Source organism: Mesorhizobium sp. WSM4807 (genome assembly GCF_055811615.1).
In genome coordinates this window covers 314618-334971 of the sequence record NZ_JBVVQY010000004.1, presented here as the reverse complement: position 1 = coordinate 334971, position 20354 = coordinate 314618, and the positions used below count along the sequence as shown (strand labels likewise).

The 20354-nt window shown below is 62.6% G+C and carries 18 protein-coding genes and 2 pseudogenes; 7 read left to right on the top strand and 13 right to left on the bottom strand.

Annotated elements, in window-relative coordinates; translation table 11 throughout:
• Window positions 1-206 precede the first annotated feature (206 nt).
• Window positions 207-1566 (bottom strand): annotated as a pseudogene (locus AC0L3N_RS07765) (DHA2 family efflux MFS transporter permease subunit); the annotation flags it as partial.
• 339 nt (window positions 1567-1905) lie between these two features.
• Between AC0L3N_RS07765 and AC0L3N_RS07760 the strand changes: the two are divergent.
• The 3 genes from AC0L3N_RS07760 (at window position 1906) to AC0L3N_RS07750 (ending at window position 4464) form a co-directional block, all read left to right on the top strand.
• Window positions 1906-2181, top strand: a complete 276-nt coding sequence (locus AC0L3N_RS07760; protein WP_473546798.1) for a hypothetical protein — start codon at window positions 1906-1908, stop codon at window positions 2179-2181.
• A gap of 215 nt (window positions 2182-2396) precedes the next feature.
• The gene (gene guaB / locus AC0L3N_RS07755) at window positions 2397-3899 is read left to right on the top strand and encodes an IMP dehydrogenase (protein WP_473546796.1); all 1503 of its coding nucleotides are present in this window, start codon (window positions 2397-2399) and stop codon (window positions 3897-3899) included.
• A 25-nt stretch (window positions 3900-3924) separates the two neighbouring features.
• Window positions 3925-4464, top strand: coding sequence for a hypothetical protein (locus AC0L3N_RS07750; protein ID WP_473546794.1), 540 nt, complete (start codon window positions 3925-3927; stop codon window positions 4462-4464).
• A 39-nt stretch (window positions 4465-4503) separates the two neighbouring features.
• On the opposite strand, the gene rnd is transcribed toward AC0L3N_RS07750, so the two are convergent.
• The 8 genes and pseudogenes from rnd to AC0L3N_RS07710 all read right to left on the bottom strand — a co-directional run bounded on the left by rnd (window position 4504) and on the right by AC0L3N_RS07710 (window position 9367).
• A complete protein-coding gene (rnd, locus tag AC0L3N_RS07745; RefSeq protein WP_473546792.1) occupies window positions 4504-5655 on the bottom strand; it encodes a ribonuclease D in 1152 nt (383 codons plus the stop codon).
• 100 nt (window positions 5656-5755) lie between these two features.
• A complete protein-coding gene (locus tag AC0L3N_RS07740; RefSeq protein WP_473546790.1) occupies window positions 5756-6997 on the bottom strand; it encodes an MFS transporter in 1242 nt (413 codons plus the stop codon).
• A 165-nt stretch (window positions 6998-7162) separates the two neighbouring features.
• Window positions 7163-7441: pseudogene (locus AC0L3N_RS07735) on the bottom strand (DUF2380 domain-containing protein); the annotation flags it as partial.
• A 12-nt stretch (window positions 7442-7453) separates the two neighbouring features.
• Window positions 7454-7666, bottom strand: a complete 213-nt coding sequence (locus AC0L3N_RS07730; protein ID WP_473546788.1) for a hypothetical protein — start codon at window positions 7664-7666, stop codon at window positions 7454-7456.
• A 110-nt stretch (window positions 7667-7776) separates the two neighbouring features.
• Window positions 7777-8220 carry a hypothetical protein gene (locus AC0L3N_RS07725; RefSeq protein WP_473546786.1) on the bottom strand — a complete coding sequence of 148 codons (444 nt, stop codon included), beginning with the start codon at window positions 8218-8220 and terminating at the stop codon, window positions 7777-7779.
• The gene (locus tag AC0L3N_RS07720; RefSeq protein ID WP_473546784.1) at window positions 8217-8582 is read right to left on the bottom strand and encodes a TfoX/Sxy family protein; all 366 of its coding nucleotides are present in this window, start codon (window positions 8580-8582) and stop codon (window positions 8217-8219) included. The genes AC0L3N_RS07725 and AC0L3N_RS07720 overlap by 4 nt, the downstream gene beginning before the upstream one ends.
• On the bottom strand, window positions 8572-9039 hold the full coding sequence (locus tag AC0L3N_RS07715) for an SRPBCC family protein (protein ID WP_473546782.1): 468 nt from the start codon (window positions 9037-9039) through the stop codon (window positions 8572-8574). Before AC0L3N_RS07715 ends, AC0L3N_RS07720 begins: the two co-directional genes overlap by 11 nt.
• Window positions 9026-9367, bottom strand: a complete 342-nt coding sequence (locus AC0L3N_RS07710) for an ArsR/SmtB family transcription factor (protein ID WP_473546819.1) — start codon at window positions 9365-9367, stop codon at window positions 9026-9028. The genes AC0L3N_RS07715 and AC0L3N_RS07710 overlap by 14 nt, the downstream gene beginning before the upstream one ends.
• A 470-nt stretch (window positions 9368-9837) precedes the next feature.
• Between AC0L3N_RS07710 and AC0L3N_RS07705 the strand changes: the two genes are divergently transcribed.
• Window positions 9838-10341: a GNAT family N-acetyltransferase gene (locus tag AC0L3N_RS07705; protein WP_473546780.1), complete on the top strand. Its 504-nt coding sequence runs from the start codon at window positions 9838-9840 to the stop codon at window positions 10339-10341.
• A gap of 199 nt (window positions 10342-10540) precedes the next feature.
• Window positions 10541-12331, top strand: coding sequence for an aspartate--tRNA ligase (aspS, locus tag AC0L3N_RS07700; protein WP_473546817.1), 1791 nt, complete (start codon window positions 10541-10543; stop codon window positions 12329-12331).
• Window positions 12332-12599: 268 nt separating this feature from the next.
• Here the strand turns inward: aspS and AC0L3N_RS07695 are convergent, their stop codons facing one another.
• Window positions 12600-13790: a hypothetical protein gene (locus AC0L3N_RS07695; RefSeq protein WP_473546778.1), complete on the bottom strand. Its 1191-nt coding sequence runs from the start codon at window positions 13788-13790 to the stop codon at window positions 12600-12602.
• Between the two features lie 255 nt (window positions 13791-14045).
• Between AC0L3N_RS07695 and parC the strand changes: the two genes are divergently transcribed.
• Entirely contained in the window at window positions 14046-16298 is a 2253-nt protein-coding gene (parC, locus tag AC0L3N_RS07690) for a DNA topoisomerase IV subunit A (protein ID WP_473546776.1), read from the top strand.
• Between the two features lie 259 nt (window positions 16299-16557).
• Window positions 16558-17766: an AI-2E family transporter gene (locus AC0L3N_RS07685; RefSeq protein ID WP_473546774.1), complete on the top strand. Its 1209-nt coding sequence runs from the start codon at window positions 16558-16560 to the stop codon at window positions 17764-17766.
• Here the strand turns inward: AC0L3N_RS07685 and AC0L3N_RS07680 are convergent.
• The 3 genes from AC0L3N_RS07680 to AC0L3N_RS07670 form a co-directional block, all read right to left on the bottom strand.
• Complete coding sequence (locus tag AC0L3N_RS07680; protein ID WP_473546772.1) at window positions 17754-18650, bottom strand: DMT family transporter; 897 nt, start codon at window positions 18648-18650, stop codon at window positions 17754-17756. The two genes, AC0L3N_RS07685 and AC0L3N_RS07680, sit on opposite strands and share 13 nt — an antisense overlap.
• A gap of 122 nt (window positions 18651-18772) precedes the next feature.
• Window positions 18773-19537: an arginyltransferase gene (locus AC0L3N_RS07675; protein ID WP_095491336.1), complete on the bottom strand. Its 765-nt coding sequence runs from the start codon at window positions 19535-19537 to the stop codon at window positions 18773-18775.
• A 136-nt stretch (window positions 19538-19673) separates the two neighbouring features.
• Window positions 19674-20144, bottom strand: a complete 471-nt coding sequence (locus tag AC0L3N_RS07670; protein WP_473546770.1) for an RDD family protein — start codon at window positions 20142-20144, stop codon at window positions 19674-19676.
• Between the last annotated feature and the right edge of the window lie 210 nt (window positions 20145-20354).

The window sequence follows — 20354 nt, the reverse complement described above, 5'->3', positions numbered from 1 at the left end:
GCGTCTTCGACGCCTGGTTCAGACACCAGAAAATAGAAACCATCGACCTCAATGCCCTGGCTCGATAGGATGGCAAACTGTTCGCGATGTCCTCGCACACCTGTTCGCGATGTCCCCAGTCCAAACAAAGGAGAGAAGGGAAGGAGCCTCAACCACCAGGTGGACCCACCCCCCAGCGTCTTGGGCGCCGTCAGCGCGCCATATCCTGACACGGCGTTGCCGGCGTCCGGCGCCAGCCGCATGAATGACAGCGATGCGGCCGCCGACACCGCCGCGACAATGAAGAACGCGCTGTGGAAGTCGCTCAGCGTCAGCGGCCCGCCATGGATTGTCGTCGACACTTCCAGGATGCCGCCGGCCAGCGCCACGCCGAGCGCGATCGACAGTTGCTGGAACACCGCGGCGATCGGCGTTGCCCTGCTGGTGTCGGCGGTCGAAATCTCGGCATAGGCAAGCGTGTTGATGCCGGTGAAGAACATCGAGCGGACGAAGCCGCCGACGAGCAGGGCGGCGAGGATCAGCAGATAGGGCGTGTCGGGCGTGAACAAGCCGTTGATGGCGATCGACACCGCCGCGATCAGCGAGCCGAAGATCAGCACGCGGCGGAAGTCGGCGACCCTGAAGATCAGCGCCGTGACGAATTTCATGCCGATGGCGCCGACCGCCGCCACGAAGGTGATCATTCCCGACTGGAACGGCGCCAGCCCGAAGCCGATCTGAAACATTAGCGGTAAAAGGAAAGGCACGGCGCCAATGCCGATGCGGAACAGCCCGCCGCCGAGGACCGAGGCGCGGAACACCTGGTTGCGGAACAGTTCGAGCGCCAGCAGCGGATTGTTGGCGCGGCGCGCATGCAGGAGGTAAAGCGCGGCTGACACCAGCCCGACCGCCACGGTGAGGAAGCCGGCAATCGGCGGCAAGGCTGGCAGGCTGACCACCGACAGGCCAAACACGATGCCCGATGCCGCGAGCCCGCTCAGCACGAAGCCGATGAAGTCGAGCGGCGGCGTCTGCGCCGATTCGGTTTCCGGCAGGAAGCGCGTGGCGAGCCAGATACCGATCAGCCCGATCGGCACATTGATCAGGAAGATCCAGTGCCAGGTGAAATAGGTGGTGATGAAACCGCCGACCGGCGGACCGACGAGCGGCCCGACCAGCGCCGGAATGCTCAGCCAGGACATGGCGGCGACAAGCTCGCTTTTCGGCGTGGCGCGCACCAGCACAAGCCGTCCCACCGGCGTCATCATGGCGCCGCCAATGCCTTGCAGGAAGCGACATCACGAAAGCCGGCAGCGAATTGGACACCGCGCATGCGACCGAACCGACGATGAACACGGCGATTGCGGCGCGAAACACGTTCTTGGCGCCGAAGCGGTCGGCCATCCAGCCGCTGATCGGAATGAACACCGCCAGCGCCACCAGGTAGGCGGTCAGCGCCAGCTTGAGCGCGACCGGGCTGGTCTGGAGGTCGATGGCGATCGCCGGCAGCGACGTCGCGATAACGGTCGAATCCATGTTTTCCATGAAAAGAGCGACCGCCAGGATAAGCGGAATGGTGCGGTTCATGGAGCGCGTCCGGATTTGAATGTTGCGCCGCCGATTGCTTGCCGGCCCCTAGGGGGGCAAAGGCGCCGACACGCAGGGCGGTTACCACGGGTCGGGTCGGATGTCGCCTTAATTTGCCGTCACATTTGTGCGACCCTGGCAGCCGTGCCAGTCCGGAGCTCTGCGAAGAATGGCGCTTAAAATAAAAAACCCGCCTCGGCGGCGGGTGGTTGGCGCAAATCAGCACCATGAATAAATTCCTAGCATAACTGCCGTCACAAAGCAACCGATTCGCGAGCGCGGATGCGCCGGGAACCGGAACTGGATCAACCGGGTTAAACCCCTTTGAGGAGATACGCCATGAAGATGCTGGGCACCATCCTTGCCGCATGGGTGGCAATCGTCGGAGGCATCAGCGCGGCTGCTGCCGATCCGTGGAAGGACGAGAGCGGCCATGGCAAATGGCAGGGCCGCTACCGATACGAAGACGATTATGAGCGGAAGCGGGAACGCTACAGCTACAAAGAGGAATATCGGCGCGGCAACTGCAAGATCGAGCGCAAGTGGGAAGGCGACGAATACAAGGAAGAGATCAAGTGCGAGCGGGGCAAGCGGCGCGTTTACGATTATTATTAGGCCAGCGATCGCCTGCCGGCGCTCGAACTTCACGGTCACCAGTCCGTCACGGCGAAAAGGCATTAAGCTGAGTTCGCAGCCCTGCTGTGTGCAAGCAATCGGCTTTTCATCGGCGACGGGACGTGTTACGAGCCAGCGCCAATCCTGAAAGGGAAGAAGACGAGTCGGCGCTGTCCATCCGGTCCAGCGCTTTTCATGCATTCCGAGGGCTGGCCATGGCAAAGATTATCGAAACGTCCACGGGCGCGTTGGCGCTGACCTTTGACGACGTGCTGCTGCAGCCGGGTCATTCCGAGGTTATGCCCGGCGAGACCGACATCCGCACCCGCATTGCCGGCGACATCGATCTCAACGTGCCGATCCTGTCCGCCGCGATGGATACGGTCACCGAGGCGCGCCTTGCCATCGCCATGGCCCAGGCCGGCGGCATCGGCGTCATCCACCGCAATTTCTCGCCGGCCGAACAGGCCGAGCAGGTGCGGCAGGTGAAGAAATTCGAATCCGGCATGGTGGTCAACCCCGTCACCATCGGCCCCGACGCGACGCTCGCCGACGCCCTGGGGCTGATGCGCACTTACAGCATCTCGGGCATTCCGGTGGTCGAGAATGGCGGCGCTGGCGGTCATACGGTCGGACGGCTGGTCGGCATCCTGACCAACCGCGACGTGCGCTTCGCTTCCGACCCGGCGCAGAAAGTCTACGAGCTGATGACCCGTGACAACCTGATCACGGTCAAGGAGAACGTCGATCAGGACGAGGCCAAGCGGCTCCTGCACCAGCACCGCATCGAGAAGCTGGTCGTGGTCGATAGCGACGGCAATTGCGTCGGATTGATCACCGTCAAGGACATCGAGAAGTCGCAGCTCAATCCGCACGCCACCAAGGACGTGCAGGGGCGCTTGCGCGCGGCGGCCGCCACCAGCGTCGGCGATGACGGTTTTGAGCGCGCCGAGCGGCTCATCGATGCCGGCGTCGACCTGCTGGTGATCGATACCGCGCATGGTCACTCGCAACGCGTGCTCGACGCGGTGACGCGGGCCAAGAAACTGTCCAATTCGGTCCGCATCCTGGCCGGCAACGTCGCCACATCAGAAGGCACGCTGGCGCTGATCGATGCCGGCGCCGACGCCGTCAAGGTCGGCATCGGACCGGGTTCCATCTGCACCACCCGCATCGTCGCCGGCGTCGGCATGCCGCAGCTTTCGGCGATCATGTCGGCGGTCGAGACGGCGCAGAAGTCGGGCGTCTCGGTCATTGCCGACGGCGGCATCAAATATTCCGGCGATCTCGCCAAGGCGCTCGCCGCCGGCGCCAGTGCCGCCATGATCGGCTCGCTGCTGGCCGGCACCGACGAAAGCCCGGGCGAAGTCTATCTGCACCAGGGCCGCTCGTTCAAAGCCTATCGCGGCATGGGCTCGGTCGGCGCCATGGCGCGCGGCTCCGCCGACCGTTATTTCCAGGCCGAGGTGCGCGACACGCTGAAACTGGTGCCGGAAGGCATCGAAGGACAGGTGCCCTACAAAGGACCTGTGTCCGGCGTGCTGCACCAGCTTGCCGGCGGCCTGAAAGCCGCTATGGGCTATGTCGGCGGGCGCGACCTTGCCGATTTCCGCGATCGCGCCACCTTTGTACGCATATCCAACGCCGGACTTCGTGAAAGCCACGCCCATGACGTCACGATCACCCGCGAAAGCCCGAATTACCCCGGCGGAGCCTAACCAGCTCGCACGAAGCCTGACGGCAATGATGCTGCGGCTGTCGCGCCACGCTGCCGCACTTTGCTTTGTCTGCGTGGCGGTTTTTGTCGCCATGACGGCGATGGAGTTCCTCTATTTCCGCCAGCTGAGCGGCGGCCTGCCGTCGCTCGATTTGCGCTTTACCGGTTTCACCCCGGACGAGGGCATGGCCTGGCTGACGGCGCTCGGCCGGCGCGGCAGCGAGATCATTCTGGTCTGGCACTACCTTACCTTCGACCTGCTGTTCCCGGCGCTGCTGTCGCTGACATTGGTCAGCCTGATCCTGGCCACCGGGCGGCGGCTGAAGACCTTCCGGGCTCTGTCCGCGCAGTTCCAGTCGCTGTTCGCGCTTGTCCTGGTGCTGCCCTACACGCTTGCCGATTATGCGCAGAACATCGCGGTGGCCCGCATGCTCTCCGATTTCCTGTCGGCCAATCCGGATTCGCTGTCGTTTGCCTCGGCGCTGATCGTCACCAAATTCGCGCTTCTGGCGATACCGGTGATCGTCATTGCGGTTTTCCACCTGGCCGGTCAGAAACAGCGCTGACCCCCTTCTCCCACAAAGGGGAGAAGGATGTGGCAGACGCTACAAATCGAACAGGGCGATCTTGCGCTTGTCGAACTTGATCGCAATCTCGCCGCGCACCAGCTTGAGCGCGGCCTCGCCGAACACGGCGCGTCGCCAGCCTTGCAAGGCCGGCACGTCGGCGGCCTCGCCCTCGGCGGCGATGCGATCGATGTCGTCGCTGGAGGCCAGCACCTTCGAAGCGACGCCCTCCCTTTCGGCAACGATCCGCAACAGCACTTTCAGCAATTCCGCGGCGGCATTGGAGCCTTCGGGCGGCTGAAAACTCTTCGGCAGCTTCGGCATCTCTTCCCTGGGCAAGGCAAGCGCGGTGTTGATCGCGCCCAGCAGCGCCGTTGCCGTCGCCGACCGTTCCCAGCCTTTCGGCGTGGTGCGCAGCTTGCCGAGTGCAGCCGCATCGCGCGGCGCCTGCTGCGCCACCTCGTAGATGGCGTCGTCCTTGAGCACCCGGCCGCGCGGCACGTCGCGTTCGCGCGCCTCGCGCTCGCGCCATGCGGCCACCGCTTGCACGATCGCCAGCTCCTGCGGCTTGCGCAGCCGCATCTTCAGCCGCTTCCAGGCGTCCTCCGGATGCGGATCGTAGGTTTCACGCGCGGTCAGCACCTCCATCTCCTCGTTCAGCCAGTGAGCGCGGTTTTCCCGCACCAGCTCGGCGCTGAGGTGCTGGTAGACCTCGACCAGATGGGTGACGTCGGCAAGCGCGTAGTCGAGCTGTTTTTCGGAAAGCGGCCGGTGGCGCCAGTCGGTGAAACGTGAGGACTTGTCGAGCCGAGCGCCGGTGATCTTCTGGACGAGCTGGTCATAGGAGACGCTGTCGCCGAAGCCGCAGACCATCGCCGCCACCTGGGTGTCGAACACCGGATGCGGGACCAGGTCGCCGAGATGAACGATGATTTCGATATCCTGGCGCGCCGCATGGAAGACTTTGACGATGGCTTCGTTGGCCATCAGCCTGAAGAACGGCTTCAGGTCGATGTCGGGTGACAGCGGATCGATCAGCGCCGTCACCCCGGGCGCCGCCATCTGGATCAGGCACAGGATCGGCCAAAAGGTCGTCTCGCGAATGAATTCGGTGTCGACGGTGACGAAATCCGACTTTTCGAACGCGGCGAGAGCGGTCTCAAGTTCTTCTTGGGTGGTGATGACGTGCATCAAATCGCTTTTGGCAAAGGGTAAGGTCTCCTTCAATTTCAGCCGCGCGGGCTTTCGTCAAGCCGCAGCCCCGGGTCAAGACATTATCGGGCCGTCATCATTACTTCGCAGGCCCGTCGGTATCATCGTTGCGCTTGGCCAGCCGGGCGAACACCGTCGATGTGCGCAAAAGGCCGATGACACGACTGCGGTGGCCGGCCGGCACGCCGGATCGCACCTGCATCCGGTACAGGATGACCACGACGAAGACGGCGTAAACGGTGGCGGTGAACACGAACAGCGCGCTTGGCCCGAAATACTGCATCGCCGTCGAGGCGGCGAACGGCCCGCCAATGGCGCCGAAGGAATAGAACAGCATCAGCGCCGCGTTGATCAGCACAAACTCGCCCTTGTCGGCGCGGTCGTTGGAATGCGCCGCCGACAGCGAGTAGAGCGGCATGGCGAAGCAGCCGAAGATGAAGACGATCACGAAGTTGAGGGACGGGTCGCTGCGCGCCCAGAATACCAGCGCCAGCGATGCAAGCAGCGCGCAGCACGTCGTTATCAGCAGCACGGAACGCCGGTCCCAGCGGTCGGACAGGTAGCCGAGCGGATACTGGATGATGGCGCCGCCGAAGATGCCGACGCTGACGAAGGTGACGACGTCGGTAACCGACATGCCGATCTGTTCGGCATAGACCGGCGACAATGTGCGGAAGGCGCTGTTGGTGACACCGACGGCAATGCAGCCGAAGCAGCCGAGCGGCGAAATCCGCCAGACGCGGGCCAGGTCGAGCTTGACGTCTTCCGGCGGGGTCGGGTTGGAGCGGTCGCCGAGCGACACCGGCACCAGCGAGAGCGTGATCATGATCGACATGACGGCGAAGATGGCGAAACCGCCAGCGCCGACGATCGGGATCAGGAACTGTGCGCCTGTGACCGAACCGATGTCGACCATCCTGTAGATGGCCAGCACCCGCGCGCGGTCCTTGTTGGCGGCCCCGGAATTGAGCCAGGCTTCCATGATGGTGAACAGGCCGGCGAAGCAGAACCCGCCGGCGAGCCGCAACGCGCACCACATGACCGGGTCGACGATCAGCACCAAAAGCAATGTTCCCGCCGAAGCGATCGCCGCCAGCGCGGAAAAGGCGCGCACATGGCCGACGGCCTTCATGATGCGGGGGACGGCGAGGCAGCCGAGCAGGAAGCCGGCGAAATAGAACGTGCCCATCAGTCCAATGGTCGAGGCCGAAAACCCCTCCTGCGCGCCGCGCAGCGCGATCAGGGTGCTCTGCAGGCCGTTGCCGCCGAGCAGGATGCCGGCGGCGATAAGGAGCGGGATCAGCGGGCGCATGGAGGACATGAAGGAAGGCCTGTCGTTGACCCTTCTTGAACCATCGCCCGCGCCAATGCCAGCGGCAATTCCCGGCGGTTAGCAGGCCAGCACCGACAATCAGTTTCTCATTTTGATTTTTAGCTGAGGGGCGATCTTTCGCGCTGCCGATGGCGCGCTTGGATGGTGGGCGTCCTACCGCAGAATTCTGTTTGTCATCAGCCATTTCACGGAGCGGGGCCACGCGTAATTCGCACCCATGCGAAGATCGGTAAAGCCTTGGGAAACAGGTTTCCCGGTTTCAGCGTCGAGGATGCGAATGAACATGGTATGCTCTGTTCGGTCGACGCGCGTCACGACGCCCAGCAAGGCAAGAGAGGCGCCGTGTTCTTTGGCGATTTTGCCTTCACAGCCGCCGCAGTTGCGCAATCCGTGCGGCGCAACCGCCTGCTCATCCCCCGCCGGCACATCAACAACTGTGAAACGTCAGGACTGGGAGAGCATGTCCTTCGCCATTTGTGCCGACTCGGACAGATAGCGCCTATCGTGTTCATCCGGCGGAATTATTCCTGCGCCAGCGCTCTTGTCTTCCAATTCGAAAGGAAACACCTCGATTGACATCGGCTTTGTCTGAGCGTGTGCAAATGTGCAGGTGCCAACAAGCAGCGTCATCAGGACAGTCAATGTGCGAATGCGCATGGTAGTCCTCCCGTCAGTATGGCGGCCATTGTACACGGCTTGACCACCCTGACCACGATCAAGGCAGAAGGTAGCAGTCGGCTTCCGTCAGTCGAAGCGCCTTCCCTCGGTCAGGCCTTGAGCTCCGACACCCCGACTCGCGCGTCTCGTGAGGAGGATCGACCGAAGGCAAAAGCGGTCAGCGGCCCGACGAGCAACCACTGCACGACCGTGAATGCTGTCTCGATCGTGAGGTAGTCGGGAACCGATGCCATCACGTTTTTTGCAGCGACGGCCAGCGTGGTGAAGCTCCACGACAGAACGGCGCCGAAGGCTGCGTAGACCAGTCCGCGCGACAGAAATGTACCGCTCCGCCGCGCAAACGCCTGTTGGTAGACCCAGGCGAAAAGGACTGCCTGGATCAGCATCGACAGGAAACCAAACGGGATGATGATGTTGCTGCGATAGATCGCAAGCTCCGCGTAGGTGCGCTCGAAAAGGATCAGATGCCAGACGAATCCAAGCGCGAATGTCGGCACGACATAGGCAAGAACACCAAGGAAGAAGCGTGTCATCTCCTTTTTCCTTTCGTCCGAGCCGGCTTCTGGCCGGGCAGCTTTGGCGGCAGGGTCTGCACGAAGGCGATCGCCGGTTGGAGCCACTTGCCGACTGCTTCACCGGTCAGCGCCGGGGGATCGACGTAAATGTAGCCTTCCATTACCCGACCTCTCATCTCCATCGGACGCGCTCCGGGCTCGGCAAGCGCTTCGTGCTGGCGGTCCTTGCCGACGCGAACCAGCAGACCGCGCCGGGATGCAGCCGCGATCATGTTGCCGTTCAGCATGAAGCCTAGCCCGCCGAACATCTTGACTTCGCGGATATCACCGATGCCCGCGAGAGCGGCACGCACGCTTGCGGCAAGCTCGTCAGCGGTCATGCTGCAAATCCTGTGCTTCGAGCAACTCGGTCAACTGGTCCACAGCACCACGCCAGCCCCCGGCGTGACGGACGATCGCGTCGCTGCGCGTGAGCTTTTCATGGCGGATGACGAGTTCGCAGCCGGCGCCGTTCGGCGTGATCATCACCGTCACCTCTGACTCGATGCCTGCATGCTCGTCCGGCGGCTCGATAACCCACGAAAAGACGATCCTCGCAGGCGGCTCGATCGATAGAAAAGCGCCACCGACGATGACGATTTCTCCTTGCGGCGGCTGGTAGGCGAAGCGATAGGCACCATCGACGTGAAACTCGAACTGCAGGATGGTGAGCGTGATTTCCGGTGCCGGCTTCAGCCACCTTCCGACCAGGTCGGCCTCGGCAAAGGCGGCAAACACTTTCTCGGGCGCGGCGCTGAAACGTCTGCGCACTTCGGCGACGGTCTTATCGGCGGTCATCGTTTGCGCCCTCCGACAAAAGGCGATCGAGCTGCTCGACCGCACCCGTCCAGAATGCCTGATGGCGCGCGATCCACGCCTGCGCATCCTGCAGAGGCTCTCGGCGCAACCGGAACTGATGAACACGCCCCTCAATGGCGCGTTCAATAAGCCCGGCCTGCTCCAGCACCTTCAGGTGCTTGGAGATCGTCGGCTGGGTAGAGCGAAATTGGCGGCCGAGTTCGCCGGCGCTTCTGGCCTCGCCTCGAGCGAGCGCATGAATCATTGAGCGACGGGTCCCGTCCGCCAAAGCGTGAAACGTTCGATCGAGACTGGCCACCCTTTGCATAGCCATATGGCTATACGTCATTCGAGCGGCAAATGCAAGGACGTGCAAGGCCGAAAATCCCCTCTGCGCGCTGCGTCATACCCTGAAGGGGGCCCGGCTGGTTCCAGCAGGAAGCAGCCTGGCTGTATATTCCACCGTGCTTGCTATACTCCATCGGGCACGTCACGCGGGGGGCTTCCCATGTCAGGCTATTTCGGCACAGAGGTTCAGCAGCGTCTGCAAGCTCAAGCTGAGGCGAGTTTCGACTTCATCAACGCGACCCCCGGCGCGTGCCAGACCGGGCGCACTATGGGGTGCGACGATCCCGACCGGTTCGGGTGGGATCTGATCGACAAGATCCTTAAACGCGACGGCATCTGCGGCTTTCGTATGATACCTGCAAGCAAGGCGGATGAGCTCAAGTCGCGATTGGCCAAGGGGGCTTCCGTTTCGATTCCTGGGACGTATTCTCCGCCGACCGGGCAAGTGCCTTGGCGGCATCGGAGGCAATTATCGGCCGGGGATTGCCCGACGGACTTATCGATCAAGACATGCCGGCCGAGCCGGATGGTGAGTATACGATCCGCATCCAGGCCTTCATGGCGGCGTCGGGCGTGGTGCCGTTTTCGGGGTCGCTGCTTGCCGGAACCCTGGGGCCGGCGACGACAGTAGTGGTGGGCGACGAGACGGGGACCGTCGTGGCAACCGCGCATGGCTACCTGGCTCACAATTCCCATAGCGCCTATCACCGATATGCATGGGGCGGACTGGTTGCGGTCGCGCAATCGCAGAGGGGCCGAGGGCTTGGCAACTACATCAACGCTCGCATGATCGTCAGTGTGTTTCGCGATCTGCATGCGACGCACATTTATGAGCTCGTATCGGCCGCGAACCTACCGTCCCGACGAATGGTGGAATCATGTGGACTTCGTCGCGATCCGGCGGTTGTGTGCGGGGTTGCCACGACTGGCGATGGTGCGCGCTTCACCCGCTAACCACCATTGGCGGTTGATGTTGGATCACGGCTTATTCCGAGCGATGACCGCTTAGGCTCGAAGCCGAACTTCGAACCGAGATGCTGCCCGTGCGCCGCCTGCCTTGACAAAGCCGGCCTCTCATGTGCTTTTCGCGCAAATTTTCGGGCCGGGCCATCATGCCTTGGCCGCAATCAAACATCCGGACTTACCAATGACAATGCATCGTTACCGCAGCCATACCTGTGCCCAGTTGAGGAAGAGCGACGTCGGCTCTTCCGTTCGCCTGTCGGGCTGGGTGCATCGCGTACGCGACCATGGCGGCCTGCTGTTCATCGATTTGCGCGACCACTATGGCCTGACCCAGATCGTCGCCGATCCGGATTCGCCGGCCTTCAAGATTGCCGAGACCGTGCGCGGCGAATGGGTCATCCGCGTCGACGGCGAGGTCAAGGCGCGCCTGGCCGAGACCGCCAACGCCAACCTGCCGACCGGCGAGATCGAGGTTTTCGCGCGCGAGATCGAAGTGCTGTCGGCGGCCAAGGAATTGCCGCTGCCGGTCTTCGGCGAGCCGGACTATCCCGAGGATATCCGTCTCAAATACCGCTTCCTCGATCTGCGCCGCGACACGCTGCACAAGAACATCGTGGCGCGCACGAAAATCATCGCCGAGATGCGCAAGCGCATGGGCGAGGTCGGCTTCACCGAATTCTCGACACCGATCCTGACCGCTTCGTCGCCAGAAGGGGCGCGCGACTTCCTGGTGCCGTCGCGCATCCATCCCGGCACCTTCTACGCGCTGCCGCAGGCACCGCAGATATACAAGCAATTGATCATGGTTTCGGGCTTCGACCGTTACTTCCAGATCGCGCCCTGCTTCCGCGATGAGGACCCGCGCGCCGACCGATTGCCGGGCGAATTCTACCAGCTTGACGTGGAAATGAGCTTCGTCGAGCAGGACGACGTTCTGGCGACAATGGAGCCGGTGATGCGGGGCGTGTTCGAGACCTTTGCCGCCGGCAAGCCGGTGACGCAGGAGTTTCCGCGCATCCCCTATGACGTCGCCATGCGCAAATATGGCACCGACAAGCCGGACCTGCGCAACCCGATCGAGATGCAGGCGGTCTCCGATCATTTCCGCGATTCCGGCTTCAAGGTGTTCGCCAACATCCTTGCCAGCGACCCGAAGGCCGAAGTCTGGGCGATTCCGGCCAAGACCGGTGGTTCACGCGCCTTCTGCGACCGCATGAATTCGTGGGCGCAGGGCGAGGGCCAGCCGGGCCTCGGCTACATCTTCTGGCGCAAGGAAGGCGAAAAGCTCGAAGGCGCCGGTCCGCTCGCCAAGAACATCGGCGAGGAGCGCACCGAAGCGATTCGCCTCCAGCTTGGCCTTGCGGATGGCGACGCCGCCTTCTTCGTCGCCGGCGACCCGAAGAAATTCGTCTCGTTCGCGGGAGCGGCGCGCACCCGCGCCGGCGAGGAGCTGAACCTCGTCGACCGCGACCGTTTCGAATTGTGCTGGATCGTCGACTTCCCCTTCTACGAATGGAACGAGGACGAAAAGCTCGTTGATTTCGGCCACAACCCGTTCTCGATGCCGCAGGGTGGCATCGAGGCGCTCAACGGCGAGGATTTGCTTGGGATCAAGGCATTCCAGTACGACATGGTCTGCAATGGTTTCGAGATCGCGTCGGGCGGCATCCGCAACCATCTGCCCGAAACGATGGTTAAGGCATTCGAGATCGTCGGCCTGGATCGCGAGACAGTTGAGGCGCGCTACGGTGGCCTCTATCGCGCCTTCCAGTATGGCGCGCCGCCGCATGGCGGCATGGCGGCCGGCATCGACCGCGTCGTCATGCTGCTGGTCGGCGCCAGGAACCTGCGCGAAGTGACCATGTTCCCGATGAACCAGCAGGCCTATGATCTGTTGATGAGCGCGCCGTCGGAAGCAAGCCCGCAGCAGCTTCGCGAATTGTCGCTGCGCGTCGCGGTGACCAAGAAAGAGGGTTAAAAACCTCCCGCAACCGACTCTAAACGCTGTCGGTTTGCGCTGCCCCTCATTGCCCTGCCGGGAATTTCTCCCCGTATAATGACGGGGAGAAAGACACTGTCACGAATGATTTCGCCAGCTGCCAGCGTCGCAAAAATGGGCGCCAAGGTCGCGGCCATCTCCCTGCTCCCCGTCACTATACGGGGAGAAGGTGCCGGCAGGCGGATGAGGGGCGGCGCTGACACTTCCAATGCAAGCGCATTTTGCAAACCGGCCAGAGACGTGCCGATCAGTCTTCGTTCGCCTTGACCGTCACGCCAAGCGTCTTCGTCAGGTCCACCGGGTTGGACATGGCGCCCGCCATGATCAGCGCAAACGGCACCGCTGCCGGCGGCTCGGCCAAGATCTCGATGCTCTGCGGTTCGTCGAGAAATTTGCCGACCGCCGCCGACACCTGCGCCGTCAATTCGGGATTGTTGAGCTGCGCCATGCCGAAAGGCACGATCGCCTTGGCCTGGTTGGCGATGTCCTTGCCGGACATGCCTTGCTGCTTGCCGACATAGTCCAGCACCTTGTTGGTCAAGGAATCGTCGTCGAAGCGGATCGAAGCGCTGTTGAACGAAAGCTGCTGCAACACGCCGAGCATGGCCATGCCTTGCGCCGAATTGTCGGCGCCTTCTGGCTGCGCCGCCATCTTCTTCTGCATCTCCTGCAGCGACTTGATGACGTCCAGCGTGTAGCCGCCGAGACCGAAGGTCATGCCGAGCGTTCCGGCATTGTCGACGGAGATGTCGTATTTCGACAGCTCCATCTTGCCGTCCGCAGGCTGCCAGGTGCCCGCCATTTTAAGGTTCCCGGTGATGTTCTGGTAACCGAGCGCGTTGATCACGTCCTTGGACTTCGGGTCCTCGACCAGCGTCAGGTCGGCATTGAACTTTTCCGTGGTGCCGGAAAATTCCATCGCCTTGCCGTCGGCCGGTGGGGTGATTTCGATGGCGAGCCCGTCCATCGAGAATGCGGTCTTGTCGGCAACCTTGACCGTCATGTTGTCGAGTTCGGCCGATTCATACATCATCATTGAACCCAGCGGGCCTGTGGCGCCGTCGGCCGGAACCGTCATGTCGTGGATGATGAAAGGGCTGAGGTCGAGCGTGACGCCGTCCTCGCTGTGCTGGATTGCCGAAGTCGAGACGGTTTCGATTTCATAACCGCCATTGGCTTCGGTCACGCCTTCGAGTTTGATGTCGCCGATCTTGAACGCTTCCTTTTCGGCCGCCGGTTTGAACGCCACGCCTTGCAACACCATGCTGGAGGCATCGCCCGTCACCCCGGTCCAGGAGATGTCGACGCCCTGGGCGGCGAGAGCCGCCTTCAGCCGGTCGGCGACCGCCGCATCCTGCGCGAAGGCCGCGTTCAGCGGCAGCGTCAGCAAAAACGTCGAAAAAGCAAGTTTGTTGAGTGTCGAGCGTCTGATCGTCATCGCGGGTCCCCTGAGCGTGTCCTGAAGATTGTCTTTTCAATTCGTTGCGCCGTCACCCTTCCGTGACGAACTGGACGGGAAAAAGGCGTTCTCCCGCACAATGGTCGAAAACCACGGCGAAAGGCAAATCCGATCCATTTCCATAGAGCCGGGATGTAACTGATTGATGTTGGTCGGCGTCCAGTTCGTGTTGCGGAAGGGGCGGCGCATTCAGCGCCTCTTGCCGCGAATCACCCGCTCGGCTAGTCCCAGCCCATGGGAAAAAGGCTTTTACCGCCTGGCGATGGCGGTGGCGACAACATCGAGCCGGTCGATCTGAAGAAAGCGCTGGAAGAGCGCTATCTCGCCTATGCGCTGTCGACCATCATGCACCGGGCGCTGCCGGATGTGCGCGACGGGCTGAAGCCGGTCCATCGCCGCATCATGCATGCCATGCGGCTGCTCAGGCTCAACCCCGACCAGGGGTTCGCCAAATGCGCCCGCATCGTCGGCGAGGTGATGGGCAAGTTCCATCCGCATGGCGACCAGTCGATCTACGACGCGCTGGTGCGGCTGGCGCAGGATTTTTCGATGCGCTATCCCCTGGTCGACGGGCAGGGCAATTTCGGCAATATCGACGGCGATAACGCCGCCGCCATGCGCTACACCGAAGCGCGCATGACCGACGTGGCGACCGAGCTGCTGTCCGGTATCACCGAGGATGCGGTCGACTACCGGCCGACCTACAATGAGGAGGACGAGGAGCCGGTCGTGCTGCCTGGCGCCTTCCCAAACCTGCTCGCTAACGGCTCGTCCGGCATTGCCGTCGGCATGGCGACCTCGATCCCGCCGCACAATGCCGCCGAGCTCTGCGACGCCGCCCTGCATCTGATCGAGCATCCGGATGCACCGGTGACGACATTGATGGACTTCGTCCAAGGTCCGGATTTCCCGACCGGCGGCATCATCGTCGATAGCCGTGCCTCGATCCTCGAAGCCTATGAAACCGGTCGCGGTGGTTTCCGCGTCAGGGCGAAATGGAGCCAGGAGGACCAGGGCAGGGGCACCTGGAGCATCGTCGTCACCGAAATCCCCTACGGCGTCCAGAAGGCGCGGCTGATCGAAAAGATCGCCGAGCTTCTGATGGCGCGCAAATTGCCGCTACTCGAAGACATCCGCGACGAGAGCGCCGAAGACGTCCGCGTCGTGCTGGTGCCGAAGAGCCGTTCTGTCGATCCCGGAATCCTGATGGAATCGCTGTTCAAGCTGACCGAGCTCGAAAGCCGCTTTCCGCTCAACATGAACGTCCTGTCGCGCGGCAAGATACCCAACGTGCTGTCGCTGAAAGGCGTGCTCAAGGAATGGCTGGAGCACCGCCGCGAGGTGCTGATCCGCCGCTCCAGGCATCGCCTCGGCGAGATCGAAAGGCGGCTGGAGATCCTCGCCGGCTATCTAATCGCTTATCTCAACATCGACGAGGTGATCAGGATCATCCGCGATGAGGATGAGCCCAAGCAAGTCATGATGGCGCGCTGGTCGCTCACCGACAACCAGGCCGAAGCCATCCTCAACATGCGGCTCAGGGCCCTGCGCAAGCTCGAGGAATTCGAGATCCGCAAGGAATTCGACGGCCTCACTATCGAGAAGAAGCAGATCGAGGCGCTGCTTGCGTCCGACGCCAGGCAGTGGTCGACGATCAAGTGGGAAGTCTCCAGCATCCGCGAGAAATTCGGACCGGAGACCGAGCTCGGCAAGCGCCGGACCCAGTTCGCCGACGCGCCCGAACATGACCTGACCGACATCGCCCATGCCATGATCGAGCGCGAGCCGGTCACCGTGGTCGTTTCGGAAAAGGGCTGGCTCAGGGCGATGAAAGGTCACATGACCGACCATTCGTTGCTGACCTTCAAGGAGGGCGACAGCCTCAAGCTCGCCTTCCACGCCCAGACCACCGACAAGGTTCTGGTCTTCACCACCGGCGGCAAGTTCTACACGATCGGCGCCGACCGGCTGCCGGGTGGGCGCGGCCATGGCGAACCGATCCGCATCATCGTCGACATGGACAACGACCAGGACATCGTCACCGCCTTTGTCCATGATCCCAAGCGCAAGCTGCTGTTGGTGTCGCACGACGGCAATGGTTTTGTCGTGCCGGAAGAAGAGGTTGTCGCCAACACCCGCAAGGGCAAGCAGGTGATGAACGTCAAGGCGCCCGACGAGGCCCAGCGCTGTGTGCCGGTCGCCGGCGACCATCTCGCCATCGTCGGCGAGAACCGCAAGATGCTGGTCTTCCCGCTCGCTGAGATCCCTGAGATGGGTCGCGGCAAGGGCGTTCGCCTGCAGAAATACAAGGATGGCGGCGTCCTCGATCTCAAGACCTTCACGCTCGCCAGCAGTCTGTCCTGGCAGGATTCGGCTGACCGCACCTTCATCAAATCACGCGAAGAGCTGGTCGAATGGATCGGTGCCCGAGCCTCGGCCGGACGCATGGTGCCGAAGGGATTCCCGAGGACGGGGAAATTCGGGTAGTTGCTAATCTCCCCCCTCGAGGGGGAGATGGCCGTAGGCCAGAGGGGGTCGCCGCGCGTAAGACGCCAGCCTCCCCTGTTCGCAATAAGAGGTCGCGTCTGAACGTCCCGACCCCCTTTGTCGCCTTCGGCGACATCTCCCCCTCAAGGGGGGAGATTAGCGCCTCCATGCAAACATTTGGAATGTCGTCACGATTGCTGCACTATGTCGGTGCATAAGCATCGCTACATAAGGCGACGCGTTTGGGAGAAATAGGCATTTGAAAGAAACTAGAGTTCGGAAACCGGAAGGGCAGCAGCGCCTGTTCGGCCTGTCGACGCCGGTCAGATCCGCGGTGATTCCGCCGCTGTCGGCGGCGCGCTGGCTCCTGGTGCTGATCGTTGCCGCCGGGGTCTATTTCTTTCATGGTTTCCTGGTCCCGGTGCTGGCCGCTCTGGTCATCGCCTTTGCCAGCTGGCCGCTCTATCGGCGGCTGCTCGCTGCTGTCGGCGGCAACCGCACGATCGCCGCGACATTGGCGATCCTGTTCATTCTCACCTTCCTGGTGGTGCCGATCGCGCTCGCCGGCGCCTACGCCAGCAACGAAGTCCGCGAATGGGTCGGCTGGGCGATCGAGACCAACCGCGAAGGCGCGGTGACGCCGCACTGGATCGCCACGCTGCCCGTGGTCGGCGACTGGCTGAACGAGCAGTGGACGCGCAATCTCGGCCATCCCGGCGGCATCGGCGAACTGATCCAGCTGATCAGCGGCGCCAACATCGGCAGTATCTATCGCGGCGTGCTGGCCGCCGGCGGCAGCGCCTTCGGCCTTCTGCTGGCGCTGCTGTTCATGATGATCGCCCTGTTCTTTGCCTATCGCGACGGCGAGCATTTCGCCGGGCAGGTCGATCGTCTCGGCGAACGCATCCTGCCGACCAGGTGGGAACGGATTTCACGCGTCGTGCCGGCGACGATTTCCTCGACGGTAACCGGCATGACCATTATCGCCATCGGCGAGGGGGTGGTGCTGGGCGTGGCCTACTGGCTGGCCGGCGTGCCGTCGCCTGTGACGCTCGGCGCCCTGACCGGCATCATGGCGCTGATCCCTGGCGGCGCACCGCTGTCCTTCACGCTTGTTTCGATTTATCTCGCCGCCAGCGGCTCGCCGATGGCCGGGTTGGCGCTGTTCATCTGGGGGGCTGTCGAACTGTTCATCGTCGACAAGACATTGCGCCCGAAACTGGTCGGCGGCCCGATAAAGCTGCCGTTCCTGCCGACCTTTTTCGGCCTGATCGGCGGCGTCAAGACGATGGGCTTTCTCGGCCTGTTCATCGGCCCGGTGCTGATGGCATTGCTGGTCGCGATCTGGCGCGAATGGCTGCGCGAGGTGGAATTGGCCGACGAACTTGTCCCCGCAGCACCGGCGGAGCTGGAAGGGGCGCCGCCACAAATCGAAATCGTTGCCGAGAAGAAGTCTCAGGCCGGGTGACTGACCGCAAGGGTTGCGCGGCGCTTGCGCCCCTCATGCAGCTGCCATAGCGAATGGACGACCAGCGTGACGATCAGGATCGCACCGCCGACCAGGCTGTTGCGCGACGGCATCTCGGCAAAGATCATCCACATCCAGACGGGCGCCAGCACGGTTTCAAGCAGATAGAACATCGCCACTTCCGGTCCCGAGATATATTTCGGCCCGTTGGCGAGGCAGAAGAACGAGATCGGCATGATGACGGCGCCGTTGAAGATAATCCACCACGGCGCGTTCACCTGAACGCCTTCGCCTGAGACCATGAACACCGCGACGGCCAGCGGCAGGATCACGCCGATCAGCGATGTGAACCCCATGTCCTTGCCGCTGGCACGCGAGATGGTGATGGCCAGCGCGATGAAGAAAGCCGAGCACAGCGCCATAAGATCGCCGAACAGGTGCCCGGTGCCGATCGAATCGCCGACGATGATCGCGACGCCGACGATCATGGCCAGCATCGCGACCACGGTGACCAGTCGCGGCCGCTCCTTCAGGAACAGCCAGGACAGCAGCGCCGCGAACACGGTGTTGAAGGCCAGGATGAAGACCAGATTGGCGGTCGTGGTGTAATAGATGCTGGTGATGAAGGTGACCGAGGTCAGCCCGTAGCATACGGCGACAACGAGCCCCGACCAGCCGGGGATGAGCTGCGGCGCGTTCCTGCTCAGCGAGCGCCAGACGGCCCAGATGATCAGCGCCGCGACCAAGGTGGTGCCGGTGCGCAGCAGGAGGATCGTCCACGCGCCGCCGTCGGCGAGCCGGATCAGTGGAATGTCGATGGTCAGCGTCAGCCCGCCGATGGCGGTGATGAGAAGGCCCTTCTGGTGATCGTTGTGGGACGACATGCGGCAATTCTCGCAATGAATTTGAAGGCCGGCCGGCCGCGCTTTTGCACACTCTCCGCTAAGCGGAAAGGCCAGCATGCTCTTCCTGGAAATAGTTTAAGATTGGATTTTGGAAAAACTATTCAGCGCGAAACCGCTTCGTGGTCGTAGCGTTCCCAGCCTTTCGGGCCGAGATGCTCCTGCGGCATGAAGCGCATCTTATAGTTCATCTTGCGCGAGCCGTTGACCCAGTAGCCGAGATAGACATGGGGCAAGCCCATCGCCCTGGCGCGGGCGATGTGGTCGAGGATCATGAAGGTGCCGAGCGAGCGGTCCTCGAAGTCCGGATTGAAGTAGGAATAAACCATCGACAGGCCATCGGCCATCTTGTCGGTGAGGGCGACTGCGATCAGCTCGCCCTGGCCCTTGCCGGTGATGAAGCTGTCGGGGCCGCGGCGCCGGTACTCGATGACCTTGGTGTCGACATGCGTGTCCTCGACCATCATGGCGTAGTCGAGCACCGTCATGTCGGACATGCCGCCGCGGCGGTGGCGGGCATCGAGATAGCTGCGGAACAGCGAATACTGCTCGGTCGAAGGTTGCGCGTCGTGCATCGCGCCGATGAGGTCTGAATTGTGCTGTATCACCCGCCTCATGTTGCGGCTGGCGGTGAATTCCTGGGCCAGGATGCGCACCGAAACGCAGGCGCGGCAGGTCTCGCAGGCCGGCCGGTAGGCGATGTTCTGCGATCGCCGGAAGCCGCCTTGCGTCAACAGGTCGTTCATCTCCGGCGCCTTGTCGCCGACCAGATGCGTGAACACCTTGCGTTCGAACTGGCCCTCAAGATACGGGCACGGCGACGGCGCGGTCAGGAAGAACTGCGGCGACTGGGTAGGATGGTGCGTCATCGAACCTTGGAAACACTCCTGCGAATCATCATACCTTTGGCGCGCACGGCGAAAAATTCAACAGGATTGTGAAAGCGTGGGCATCGGAGCCTTCACTTTGCACACAAATGCTCGCGGGACTCGTGAAAAAGCTGTCTCAGCGGTCACTGCGGCTGACCACCGTGCCCAGCAGCAGGTCGTGCAGCGTGCGCTTGCGGTCGGCAAACAGCGACACCAGAAGCACCAGCGGCGTCAGGATGACGTTGCCCGCCCAAAACAGCACCGAGTGCACCACGGCCGTCAGCCCGTCGATACGGGTGCCGTCCAGACGGTCGAGCCGGATTCCCATCATCTTCATGCCCGTGGTGGCCTGGTCGGCGCTGCCGAGCGTGTTCCAGATGTAGAGGATGGCGACGGCCGGCACGAGAACGGAAAACAGCATCCAGCCGAGGCCGAGCGTCAAAATCCCGAGCAAGAACACCAGGATCGCGAACGGAATGGTAAGCAGCGCGACGATGCAGTAGTCGATGATGAAGGCGAGGACACGCCGCGTGCGCACGCCGTCATAGGCCCGGATATCAACGAGCCTGGAGGTGATGATTTCACCGTCGAGAACGCGCGCGTTCATGTCATTTCCTCGTCAATCAGGCCCGGGCCAAGGTGCGGGCCGCGTGACCTTGAAATGGTGAAGTCCTGCGGCGGAATCAAGATCGAGCCTTTTTTCGGCATGCGACTGGAGGCAGCGCCGAATGTCGCGCCTGGATCGGTTGAATTTGCAGCGCGGATGGCGTTAGCTTGCTGCAATGCAACAAAGCGCGCCTAGAGCGCCGCGCGTCCT

Bases quoted from the DNA above. Each gene is read 5' to 3' on its own strand.
- AC0L3N_RS07760 (WP_473546798.1), top strand. From the start codon at position 1,906: ATGAAGATGCTGGGCACCATCCTTGCCGCATGGGTGGCAATCGTCGGA.
- guaB (WP_473546796.1), top strand. From the start codon at position 2,397: ATGGCAAAGATTATCGAAACGTCCACGGGCGCGTTGGCGCTGACCTTT.
- AC0L3N_RS07750 (WP_473546794.1), top strand. From the start codon at position 3,925: ATGATGCTGCGGCTGTCGCGCCACGCTGCCGCACTTTGCTTTGTCTGC.
- rnd (WP_473546792.1), bottom strand. From the start codon at position 5,655: ATGCACGTCATCACCACCCAAGAAGAACTTGAGACCGCTCTCGCCGCG.
- AC0L3N_RS07740 (WP_473546790.1), bottom strand. From the start codon at position 6,997: ATGTCCTCCATGCGCCCGCTGATCCCGCTCCTTATCGCCGCCGGCATC.
- AC0L3N_RS07730 (WP_473546788.1), bottom strand. From the start codon at position 7,666: ATGCGCATTCGCACATTGACTGTCCTGATGACGCTGCTTGTTGGCACC.
- AC0L3N_RS07725 (WP_473546786.1), bottom strand. From the start codon at position 8,220: ATGACACGCTTCTTCCTTGGTGTTCTTGCCTATGTCGTGCCGACATTC.
- AC0L3N_RS07720 (WP_473546784.1), bottom strand. From the start codon at position 8,582: ATGACCGCTGACGAGCTTGCCGCAAGCGTGCGTGCCGCTCTCGCGGGC.
- AC0L3N_RS07715 (WP_473546782.1), bottom strand. From the start codon at position 9,039: ATGACCGCCGATAAGACCGTCGCCGAAGTGCGCAGACGTTTCAGCGCC.
- AC0L3N_RS07710 (WP_473546819.1), bottom strand. From the start codon at position 9,367: ATGCAAAGGGTGGCCAGTCTCGATCGAACGTTTCACGCTTTGGCGGAC.
- aspS (WP_473546817.1), top strand. From the start codon at position 10,541: ATGCATCGTTACCGCAGCCATACCTGTGCCCAGTTGAGGAAGAGCGAC.
- AC0L3N_RS07695 (WP_473546778.1), bottom strand. From the start codon at position 13,790: ATGACGATCAGACGCTCGACACTCAACAAACTTGCTTTTTCGACGTTT.
- parC (WP_473546776.1), top strand. From the start codon at position 14,046: ATGGGAAAAAGGCTTTTACCGCCTGGCGATGGCGGTGGCGACAACATC.
- AC0L3N_RS07680 (WP_473546772.1), bottom strand. From the start codon at position 18,650: ATGTCGTCCCACAACGATCACCAGAAGGGCCTTCTCATCACCGCCATC.
- AC0L3N_RS07675 (WP_095491336.1), bottom strand. From the start codon at position 19,537: ATGACGCACCATCCTACCCAGTCGCCGCAGTTCTTCCTGACCGCGCCG.
- AC0L3N_RS07670 (WP_473546770.1), bottom strand. From the start codon at position 20,144: ATGAACGCGCGCGTTCTCGACGGTGAAATCATCACCTCCAGGCTCGTT.